Raw genomic sequence first — 9640 nt, 5'->3', positions numbered from 1 at the left:
CATCAAATAAAATAACCAATAACTATTTTTATTTCATAAAAATAGGATAATTTATTTTTATGAAATAAATTATTTTATTGAAAATTTTAAATTTTAAATTTTCTTTCATTAACTTCATGGTTATGGTATCCTGAGCAATTCGAGAGAAATTAAATTTCTCTCTTGCTATGATTAGGTATTACCTTTAATTTTTTTTCTGAAAATAGTGATAGTTCTTAATTTTTGCTATCAAATAACTAAAAAGAATTCCAATAAAAAGATACAAATAATTATAAAAAAATAGAACATTTATCATAATTCCTATACCTAACGGTTCCATTGTTTTTGCTAAAAAAATTGATATTAAATATAAAATAGCACAACTAAGAATACTGTAAATTATTGTTATTTTAATTAATGATTTAAAACTTGAAATACATTTTTTTGTACTAAATATTATAATCATAATAATAGTAAATATACTATACACAAAGTGCAGGGAAAAGTTTGAAGTTATTAAATTATTAGAAAATAATAAGTATATTGGAATTAAAAAAACCGCATATATAATAGATATTATCATCTCGTTTTTTGTATTATTAATGTTCATTAAAAAACTCCTTCCGAATATATCCTTTAATCTCTGTCAATATCTACATAGTTACTTGGCATTTGCAATGCAAATTCTCTTTTTAATACAATTGTTCAAAGTATAAGTTAATTCTATTATAACATAATTTTCTATTTAATTTCATATATTCCTTCTATTATAAATATATGTATAGCAAAAGATTCTAAATCATTTATTTGATTTAGAATCTTAGTGATTTAGTATGTGATTATAAGCGTGATTTAGTATGTGATTTTATATCTTTGCACCTCAAAACGTAACCCGTTGGAATTTCTTCTAATCTTTTAAATATTTCTAATGATTTAAAACTTTATGCTTTATAAATTTTGAATAGTCTTTAGTAATTATCAAGCTATCTATTGAGCCACCACATGTAGCTAATCTCATATCAAATCTTTGATATTTTATTGTTACATCTACGATAAATTCTGCTAAGTCTACACCATCTTTTAATTGCATAAAATCAAAGTTAAATTGCATTCTTGGTTCTGCATTCACTAACTTACTAGCCGCTTCAACTTCACCATTCCAAGCACAACCATAAACTATATCCCATTTTCATTTACGTTTTCTCTAACAAATTGATCATTTATTATTGTGTACATATATGGAACATCATCTAAATATCCAGAAACCTGATAATTAACCCCAAAACCATGCATTGATATTGTATAATCTCTTAACTTAATAACAATTGTTAATATATTATCACTTTTATCTATGTTATCAATTTCAAATTGCCTAAAAAAATCTCCAACTGATCTTCTAGCAATAATCGCATCTCCACAACAAGCTATTCCTATAGTATTATTTTTTAATAAAAATAATTTTTGTGAATTATCACTTATAGTATGTCTGTCTATTATATTATTATGAGTTGTTGTTCCTGTTAATCTACTGTCTGCATCCATCGCTATACCTTTTGGTATATAAACAGTTGTTATTATAGACAATAAACTTGATGTCTTAAACAATTCTGTTATTGTTGGAGCTCCTACAAACATAGCACCTCCCGAACCAGTTCTTTGCTCTAATCCTTTTATTTCAAATATACAGCATTCTCCCTCACCAACTTTTCTACCTACAACTTTACACTCAAATTCCTAAGTGCTATTCTCTGGAACATTTAAAAATGAAGCTACTGAATTCTTAGGATTAAATATAAATATAATTGCTACTGGAGAAACTGAAATAAAAAATATACTAATTGTTTAATGATTTTATATTCTTTACTCGATAAATTTGGGGATGAAAAATCTGAAAAGAGATTTAAGGAGGTTGTTTCAATGACTGATGTGGGAAAAATGATATATAATGAAGGTTTAAAAAAATGGAATTGACCAAGGTATTGAAAAAGAAAAAGCTGAACTATTATTAAAGTAACTAATAAAAAAATTCAAAATTATCCTAATGATTATAAAAGTAAAATAATGAATTTGCCTCAAGAAACCTTATATGTAATTGCTACCGAAATATTTAATATGGATAATCTTGATGATTTAATTAAATATCTTAATTAGTATCTAACTAAAATATAACTCCTCAAATAAGTGTAATAAATATTTATTACACTTATTTGAGGAATATATTTTTACTTAATATTTATAAAAATATGTACAATTTAATTACTTCACGCCTTGATCTATTTTTTATTTTAATTCTTGCAAATTGATAAATAAGCTAATGCCTTACCCTATCATTCATTAGCCTATCCTCAGATTCTACTTATGTAATCTTACTTATAAAACTTGATTAATTTTCATACTATTATCATTTTAATACAACTTCTTATTAAATAAATTTAAAAACTTATCGAACTCTATTTTATCGGGTATAGCATAATTCCATCCATGTCCATACAGCATAGATATTACTAATATTCTATTTATATATTCAATATCCTTGTTAATTACTGATTCTATAATAAATATTAATTTATTCTCCATATAATTAACTACTTTATTTATATCTTCATTAGTTAATTTTCCTCTACTAATAATACCTTTCTGAAATCCATCTAAAAAACTAATAAAAACTATAACTTTACATAGTTTTTCTATTGAATCACCTTTAGTTTTAATAAAAATCTTCTCTAGTTTATCATTATCAATTAATATATTGAAATATAAGCTAGTCTATTTACCATAAAAATGTTTATTTCTTTCATCTCTAAATCTGTTAGCTTCCCATCTGCATGCATATCTTCAACTATTCCATTTCTATATATTAAATGTGTTGTAGCTACAGAAATTTTATGTATAAAATCTTTGTCCTCAAATGGATCCTTTTTTAGTATGCTATCAATAAATTCTTTTTCATCCATACTTATATACCTCCAATATTTATAATCACTATATTTATTATTATTAACTCAAAAACCACCCTAATAATTCATGCTATATTTCAGTTTTAATAATTTAATCCTATTACTTTTTCAACTGTATTAATAGCATCTTAAAGTATCTTCTTATTTAAATTTTCACTTTGTCTTCTCTTCTTCCTAAATACCCCCATCTAAAAGTACCATAAACTAAATCTTAGCCTATACTTATTATTAATTATAAGTATAGTAAATTATTCATTTACTATCAATACACTATATCTTCTCTATTTAATATATAGCTGCATTTTTAATAAATAAAGTCTTCCAATAAGTTAAACACCAACTTATCAGAAGACTTTCCACTAAACATTTATACTAATTTTTGTTCAAAAATATTATCTAAATTAACCTTTTTAATCCTATCATTAATTTCATCCTTATCAACAGTATAAAGACCTAATTCTTGCATTCTCTTAAAATATCCAGCTCCAGCAAAAGTATATCTGTCCTTTCTACCTTCCCTAGTTGCACCTTTTGCATTTTCATATGAAATTAAATCCCCAATTGCTATTGATGATGGTAAAATTAGTAGTGGCATTCCTAACATTAATCTAACAGCATTATGGCCAGCTAAAGAACCTGTACATATTGCTTCAGTATGACCAACAAATAATCCTGATTTCTCACCAGCACAGAAAAGATTATCAACACCAGCAACCTTCATATCGTTTGTTCTTGGTGCCATAGATAAATACCTTATAGAGTTCCCCTTACTTCCTGCATAAGGATCAACATATTTAACATGCTCAAGACCTGGTATCTTTCTTAACTTTTGAAGAGGATAATAAGTTGTCATAAGCTTTGCATGACCAGTATCAAGTAAAACTACATTCTCTGCAAACTCCTTAAGAGCATATTGTTGACAAACCTTTGTACTAAGCTTACCATAATTAATATCTTCCTTAGGAACCTTCAAAACAACTACTCCAGTTTGATCTAATTGATCCCTTATATCCTTAGATAAACTTTCCTTTGCAAGCTTACAAGATCCAGAAAATGCTCCAAGTACATCTCCATCTCTTTCACCTTGAATATCAGCAACTCCACACCTTGCACTAATACTTAATCTTGGTCCAAAAGCAGGGCAACGCAAAATACACATAGAACATCCATTACCATACCTTAAACAATTGCCCATAGGTCCAGTAGTTCCAGTAGTTTCTATAAATACATCACCTTTAACATAAGTGTCATCACTTAATAAAATTCCTCTTATTTTCTTATTATCAACATCTACATCTTTAACACGACTTTCAGTATGAATATTTATTCCCATATCTTCAAGATAATCTCTAACTACACCTTCAATAATATTTACATCATATAAAGTTGCATGTTTATGACCTGGAAAATCTATATTAGCATGTCTTGCACATTTGTCTGTTAATTTAATTAAATCTCCACCACCTAATGCAATTAGCTCTTCTGATGCAGTATAACGCCCATTGTTTCTCATTATACCACCAACATTACCAAGTCCAAGTAAAAGATCTGTTTTTTCATAAAGATGAACTTCTGCTCCTGCTTTTTTTGCTGTTATTGCAGCCGCACATCCTGCCCATTTCAAATTACGGTAACTTGTCCATTAGTAGTATTTGTAGTATATCCATCATCTTATAACTTATTCACTTTTAATAATTTCTCTAATTGAATCTCTTAAAAATTGACATTCAGTTTGATTCGTACGTGATAATAATGTAAATAACATATCCCTCTCTTTAATATTTAAATTTAATGATATAGATTCTAATTTCAAATTTTCCAATTTCTTTTCTCTTATTAATGATAGTCTTTCTCTTTCAGCTCTTAATTCATTTTTATATCTTTTATCATCTTGTATAAAGATTATATGTTTAATTATCATAATCAATAAAGCTATTGAGCAAATCAAAATTCCAACTATAGCTTTTATACCTTCACATTGTTCATAACTCATTCTCGTCCTCCCCAAAACTCTGTATAAGGTTTATAAATGCAATAAACTCTTATATAATCAGAAATGCTCATTCCTTTTTCTGCTGCAATAATGGACAACCTTTCTTTTTCCTTCTTTGATACTTGTACAGTAACACGAATATTTTTCAAATCTTCTTCTCTCTTTTTCATAAAACCCCTCCTAAATATAACCTAGAAATTCCCACACTCTCCCCTACTCTTCTCGGCACTCTTCCTAGTAAAAATGCCATTTTACCGAGAGCTTTTTTCCTATTACCACCCCATTACCACACTACTCCCAAATTTGAATAGTGTGGTACTAGTGTGGTACTTAAATATCCATTAAGTCCTCTTCATCTTCCTCATCATTCGTAAATTCTACTGAATTATTCTCAATACTAGTTAGGTTAACCTTTCCTGGTATAGGTAATAACCCTCTAAGAACATCTTTTACATATGCAGCAGGATTACTATAGTTTTGTAACTTTTCATAAAGATTCAATTCCTCCTTTCTATTTTTATTAAACTCTATAGTTATTCTTAATCTCTCCATAACTTCTCACCTACCCTCTTATATCCATTGGCATTACTAAATAAATTATCATTAACTAATTCTGCTGATGGATATCTCTTTTTTATAGACTTAAAGAATGATCTTCCTCCTCCACCAGTAACAAGTATAGGGCTTGTTCTAACTGGATAGCTTATATTTAATTCTTTAAATACTTTTTCTATATTATTTCTTATAATATTTTTAATAAATGTAGTATCTTTCTTTTCTCCATCTACTTCTAACCCATTTTTTATTATATTTTCTGCATCTTCAATATTTAATCCTAAAGTATATAAACTATTTATTTCATTGATTAAATCATTATATATATTTATCATTCCTACATCTAAGCTTGTGCTTTTAGCTACACTTCTTTTCTTCCCTGATTTAAGTAATGCTATATCTGTAGTTCTTCCTCCAATATCTAAAACTATTAAATCCTTATCTAATAAAGTTTTCCTCTTATCTACATCCAAATAATAATATGTTGCAACTCCTTCTGGGAATACTGCTGCATCTTCAATATATATAGTTCTTTCTTCCCCATTTAATTTGAAATTTAACACCCTATTTTCTTGAATTACTTCAATCATTTTATCTTTTTTGCTTCTATATTGATTTATAGGTAATCCCAAAACTATTCTTATAAACTCTTCTTTAGTACTTAACCCAACTGCTAAACAAAGCATTGGTAAAAGATTTTCTTTAGAGATCTTATCTAAATTAGTATCATAATCACCTTCACCTATTATAAAAACTTCATTATTAAATGTAATTTGATACCCTGTACTTATTAAATAATTTTCACCTTTAGTTATTAAAGAAGGAACTATTACCCCTTTACTTGTCTTAATGTTACAATTGCCTAAATCAACACCTATTGTCTCCATATTATCCCTCCGAATACTTTTTTAAGGCTACATTGTTGCCCTTTGTTATATATGTATTCGTAAGTATAAAATATATTCCTATTTATAAATAAAATTTATGTTTAGGAATTATTTTTATAAAAAGAAAAAGGCCCTTAATCTTCAAGGTACCAAATATCCTCTACATTTAGATTAAGAGCCTTACTTATTTTCAATATTGTTTCTATATTACCTTGCTGCTTATTAGTCTCAATTTGACTATAAGTGCTTGGACTTATTCCAATTACTTTACAAAACTCATTAGAGTTCATCATATATTTTGTCATTCTAATCTCTTTTAATTTATTTTTGACCATAACACCACCTCTATAATTATTTATTCTATTTACATTAAAAATTTCCTTTATAAAATAAAAAAGGGCTAGTAAGTAAGATTCCTCCTACCTACTAGCCTTAATAATTACACTAATTTAATTTCTATTGCTTCAATATGAAGACTTTCTCCTATAGTTCCTGATACTTCTCCATTACTTACCCAAGATAACCAACCTTTATTTTTTACATGTGCTCTGTATTGAATCTTTTGATTAGACCCTTCTATCCATATCTTAAATGCTTCTAATCTAAGCGACATCCCAATAGTTCCTAAAACTTCTCCATTCAATCTCTCGCTTGTCCATCCATAATTTTGTATATGAGCTTGATATTTTATTTTTCCTGGTCCAAAATAATTAATTACAAAAGCTTCTAATCTTAATCCTTTACCAGTAGTACCAGCAGTAACTCCATTTTTAACTTCATTCATCCATCCAACGTTTTGAACATGAGCTTGGTATTCTATACTATTAGAGTTTGATTCTACTGCATTTGTTCCTGAATTAGTTGTAGGTTCAAATGATATTCTACTATCTATTGCATTTCCAATCGCATGAGCAATTCTCTTAGCTCCTAACCTTTTATAAAGTTCAACGTCCTTAGTTGCCTCTAGGAAAAATAATTCTATTATCATTGATGTGTTCCTAATAGAATTACATTCTGCAAGATTATCTCTTACTTTGACTCCCCTATTTTTAAAACCTAGCTTAGATAAATTACTACAAACTTTATTTCCTATTTCTTTACCTTTTACAGAAGTTGAGTGAACACATACTTCCACTCCTAATTCTCCATCATATTTATCATACGCTGTATTAGCATGTAGTGAGAAAAATAAGTCTGCATTAACTTCATTTGCTTTTTTAATTCCATAACTTAACTCCGATGGATATGAAACATTTTCCCCTGGATGGCAATTAATCATTTCATTATATTGAGCTAATAATGGATTTAATTCTGCTAAAACTTCTCTAACAACTGTATTTTCTTGCACTAACTTTGATGCTCCTGGTGAAACTTGTGTATGTCCTGGTCTATCTGCTATTTTCATTTTACATTCCTTCTTTCTTTAATATATTTTTATAAAATAAAAAGACCATGATTACTCATGATCTTCAACTTTCTTTACTGTTCCTTTTACTGTAGATTGTCCAAAGTAAAAAGATACTATCATAATAGCAACTGTTGTAAATTGCTCTGTACTCACAACTTCTTTGGCACTTAATATACAAAACACTGTTATAACTAATAGTGCTATAATCTTTTTAACTTCTATAAGACTTGTTACCTTATTTATAAATTTACTCATCATATAATCTCCTTACTGTAATTTAGTTTTTATTTCCTTTACATCCTTTTCAATATCTTCAACTATAGCTATCTTATCTGCTAATTTATCAATCGTGTCCTGGTATCTTTCTTCCCTCTGTTTACTGTCCTTTCTAGTATCCCATAGAAGCCATACAAACAATGCTCCAAAGCTTATATTGGATATTACATAGGTAATAAGTTCATTTTCCACAATGCACCATCCTTAAAGTTATTCCAGATTACGGTATTATCTTTTGTAATATAAAAAGAGCCTACATAAGTAAGCTCTATTGTGTAAAATGTTGATTATATTCATGTCTTAAATTTTCGCAACTTTGTTCTGCATAGGTTTCAGTTGTAGCTGGAGACGTATGTCCTAACAAATGTTGAATGGTTGATATATCGGCTCCCGCTCTTAGCCCTAAAGTAGCCATTGTATGCCTAATTAAATGTGGATAAATATCTTTAGTTAATTTTGCACGTACACCAACCTTTGATATTATACATTCTAATCCTCGTATTCCCATACGGTCAAATGGGAATCTTTCAGATATAAATAATGCTGGATTATTATCCTTCCTAGTTTTCAAATAATTTTCTAAATACAATTTAGTTTTATCATTATAGTAAACAATTCTTTGTTTATCTCCTTTTCCTATAACTTTTAAAGAGTTATTATTAAGATCTAAATCTGATATATTAGTTTTAACAACCTCACCAATTCTACATCCAGTAGCGAAAAGAAATTCTAGCAATGCCCTTTCCCGCTCAGTATTGCATGCTAATCTAAGCTGCTCCAATTCCTTTACCGTTAAGGAATGCCTTAATCGTTTAGGAATCTTAGTTGCCTTTATAAGTCTAGCTGGATTTTTAGGTATAAACTCTTCATCTGTTAGCCACTGGAAGAAACCTTTTAAGCAAAATATAATTGTATTTACTGTACTAGCTTTATTATCAGCATAGCAATTTGCTAAGAAAAACCTAATATCATTTTTAGATATAGTAGCAACTGGCTTCTTTAAAAAATTTTCAAATCTTCTTAATACATAAAAATAGTTTTTTAAAGTACTATCAGAATAATGTTCTAATTTTTTTACTTGAAGATAAAGCATTATCTTTTCTTCAAGATCACTAGTCATTAATGTAGTTTCTTTAGATAAAACATCATATTCATAATAATGCTAGATGCAATATTTCATTTATTTTTCTTTGTTGTTGCCAATCAAAATTAAATTCCAAAGTAAGTTTTCCAATTGCTTTTACAACAAATTCTTCATTGCAATTCATATTTTGACCTTCTTTCGTTTAATTTATTATTTTTTATTGTATAAATTAAAAAAGAATGGTCTATAATATACTTGTAGACATAGTAATGCCTGAAGATTTAACGTTAAAATTTTTAGGCCCTATAGTCTATAAAATAGACCAGGTACTTTTCTAATTTGTTTGCACTATTAGATTACCCTAGTCTATTTTTTTTTATTCATTATTTTTTATTTTTTATATAGATTGTCCTATAAACATTAAATCAATTATGAATTAATCTATACCACATAATTTTAGAAAATCATCATATCCTTTATAAATGGGCTCTGATGAAATAA

14 protein-coding genes are annotated in these 9640 nt (G+C 27.6%); all 14 read right to left on the bottom strand.

Going from position 1 to position 9640, the window contains the following annotated elements; all coding sequences use genetic code 11:
- Positions 1-904: 904 nt before the first annotated feature.
- The 14 genes from I4V51_RS19750 to I4V51_RS19685 all read right to left on the bottom strand — a co-directional run bounded on the left by I4V51_RS19750 (position 905) and on the right by I4V51_RS19685 (position 9175).
- Complete coding sequence (locus I4V51_RS19750) at positions 905-1108, bottom strand: hypothetical protein (protein ID WP_195990152.1); 204 nt, start codon at positions 1106-1108, stop codon at positions 905-907.
- A gap of 47 nt (positions 1109-1155) precedes the next feature.
- Positions 1156-1614: a hypothetical protein gene (locus tag I4V51_RS19745; protein WP_195990151.1), complete on the bottom strand. Its 459-nt coding sequence runs from the start codon at positions 1612-1614 to the stop codon at positions 1156-1158.
- Between the two features lie 771 nt (positions 1615-2385).
- The gene (locus I4V51_RS19740) at positions 2386-2556 is read right to left on the bottom strand and encodes a hypothetical protein (RefSeq protein WP_195990150.1); all 171 of its coding nucleotides are present in this window, start codon (positions 2554-2556) and stop codon (positions 2386-2388) included.
- Positions 2557-2720: 164 nt separating this feature from the next.
- A complete protein-coding gene (locus I4V51_RS19735) occupies positions 2721-2933 on the bottom strand; it encodes a hypothetical protein (RefSeq protein ID WP_195990149.1) in 213 nt (70 codons plus the stop codon).
- 370 nt (positions 2934-3303) lie between these two features.
- Complete coding sequence (locus I4V51_RS19730) at positions 3304-4560, bottom strand: FAD-dependent oxidoreductase (protein ID WP_195990148.1); 1257 nt, start codon at positions 4558-4560, stop codon at positions 3304-3306.
- A gap of 54 nt (positions 4561-4614) precedes the next feature.
- Complete coding sequence (locus I4V51_RS19725) at positions 4615-4929, bottom strand: hypothetical protein (protein WP_195990147.1); 315 nt, start codon at positions 4927-4929, stop codon at positions 4615-4617.
- Positions 4926-5099 carry a hypothetical protein gene (locus tag I4V51_RS19720; RefSeq protein ID WP_195990146.1) on the bottom strand — a complete coding sequence of 58 codons (174 nt, stop codon included), beginning with the start codon at positions 5097-5099 and terminating at the stop codon, positions 4926-4928. Before I4V51_RS19720 ends, I4V51_RS19725 begins: the two co-directional genes overlap by 4 nt.
- 160 nt (positions 5100-5259) lie before the next feature.
- Positions 5260-5481, bottom strand: coding sequence for a hypothetical protein (locus I4V51_RS19715; protein ID WP_195990145.1), 222 nt, complete (start codon positions 5479-5481; stop codon positions 5260-5262).
- Positions 5469-6371 (bottom strand): ParM/StbA family protein, encoded by a 903-nt coding sequence (locus I4V51_RS19710; protein WP_195990144.1) that lies wholly within the window; start codon positions 6369-6371, stop codon positions 5469-5471. Before I4V51_RS19710 ends, I4V51_RS19715 begins: the two co-directional genes overlap by 13 nt.
- Before the next feature lie 134 nt (positions 6372-6505).
- Entirely contained in the window at positions 6506-6706 is a 201-nt protein-coding gene (locus tag I4V51_RS19705; protein WP_195990143.1) for a helix-turn-helix domain-containing protein, read from the bottom strand.
- Between the two features lie 104 nt (positions 6707-6810).
- Positions 6811-7776: an N-acetylmuramoyl-L-alanine amidase gene (locus tag I4V51_RS19700; protein WP_195990142.1), complete on the bottom strand. Its 966-nt coding sequence runs from the start codon at positions 7774-7776 to the stop codon at positions 6811-6813.
- A 51-nt stretch (positions 7777-7827) separates the two neighbouring features.
- On the bottom strand, positions 7828-8034 hold the full coding sequence (locus tag I4V51_RS19695) for a hypothetical protein (RefSeq protein WP_195990141.1): 207 nt from the start codon (positions 8032-8034) through the stop codon (positions 7828-7830).
- Between the two features lie 12 nt (positions 8035-8046).
- Positions 8047-8247, bottom strand: coding sequence for a BhlA/UviB family holin-like peptide (locus I4V51_RS19690; RefSeq protein WP_195990140.1), 201 nt, complete (start codon positions 8245-8247; stop codon positions 8047-8049).
- 76 nt (positions 8248-8323) lie between these two features.
- The gene (locus tag I4V51_RS19685) at positions 8324-9175 is read right to left on the bottom strand and encodes a tyrosine-type recombinase/integrase (protein ID WP_347708675.1); all 852 of its coding nucleotides are present in this window, start codon (positions 9173-9175) and stop codon (positions 8324-8326) included.
- Positions 9176-9640 lie beyond the last annotated feature (465 nt).

Source organism: Clostridium sp. D53t1_180928_C8 (assembly GCF_015667795.1).
Taxonomy (GTDB): Bacteria; Bacillota; Clostridia; order Clostridiales; family Clostridiaceae; genus Clostridium.
Note: the sequence above shows the minus strand (reverse complement) of the source record. Positions and strands in the feature narration are given on the sequence as shown.

Bases quoted from the DNA above. Each gene is read 5' to 3' on its own strand.
- I4V51_RS19745 (WP_195990151.1), bottom strand. From the start codon at position 1,614: ATGTTTGTAGGAGCTCCAACAATAACAGAATTGTTTAAGACATCAAGT.
- I4V51_RS19740 (WP_195990150.1), bottom strand. From the start codon at position 2,556: ATGGAGAATAAATTAATATTTATTATAGAATCAGTAATTAACAAGGAT.
- I4V51_RS19735 (WP_195990149.1), bottom strand. From the start codon at position 2,933: ATGGATGAAAAAGAATTTATTGATAGCATACTAAAAAAGGATCCATTT.
- I4V51_RS19725 (WP_195990147.1), bottom strand. From the start codon at position 4,929: ATGAGTTATGAACAATGTGAAGGTATAAAAGCTATAGTTGGAATTTTG.
- I4V51_RS19720 (WP_195990146.1), bottom strand. From the start codon at position 5,099: ATGAAAAAGAGAGAAGAAGATTTGAAAAATATTCGTGTTACTGTACAA.
- I4V51_RS19715 (WP_195990145.1), bottom strand. From the start codon at position 5,481: ATGGAGAGATTAAGAATAACTATAGAGTTTAATAAAAATAGAAAGGAG.
- I4V51_RS19710 (WP_195990144.1), bottom strand. From the start codon at position 6,371: ATGGAGACAATAGGTGTTGATTTAGGCAATTGTAACATTAAGACAAGT.
- I4V51_RS19705 (WP_195990143.1), bottom strand. From the start codon at position 6,706: ATGGTCAAAAATAAATTAAAAGAGATTAGAATGACAAAATATATGATG.
- I4V51_RS19700 (WP_195990142.1), bottom strand. From the start codon at position 7,776: ATGAAAATAGCAGATAGACCAGGACATACACAAGTTTCACCAGGAGCA.
- I4V51_RS19695 (WP_195990141.1), bottom strand. From the start codon at position 8,034: ATGAGTAAATTTATAAATAAGGTAACAAGTCTTATAGAAGTTAAAAAG.
- I4V51_RS19685 (WP_347708675.1), bottom strand. From the start codon at position 9,175: ATGACTAGTGATCTTGAAGAAAAGATAATGCTTTATCTTCAAGTAAAA.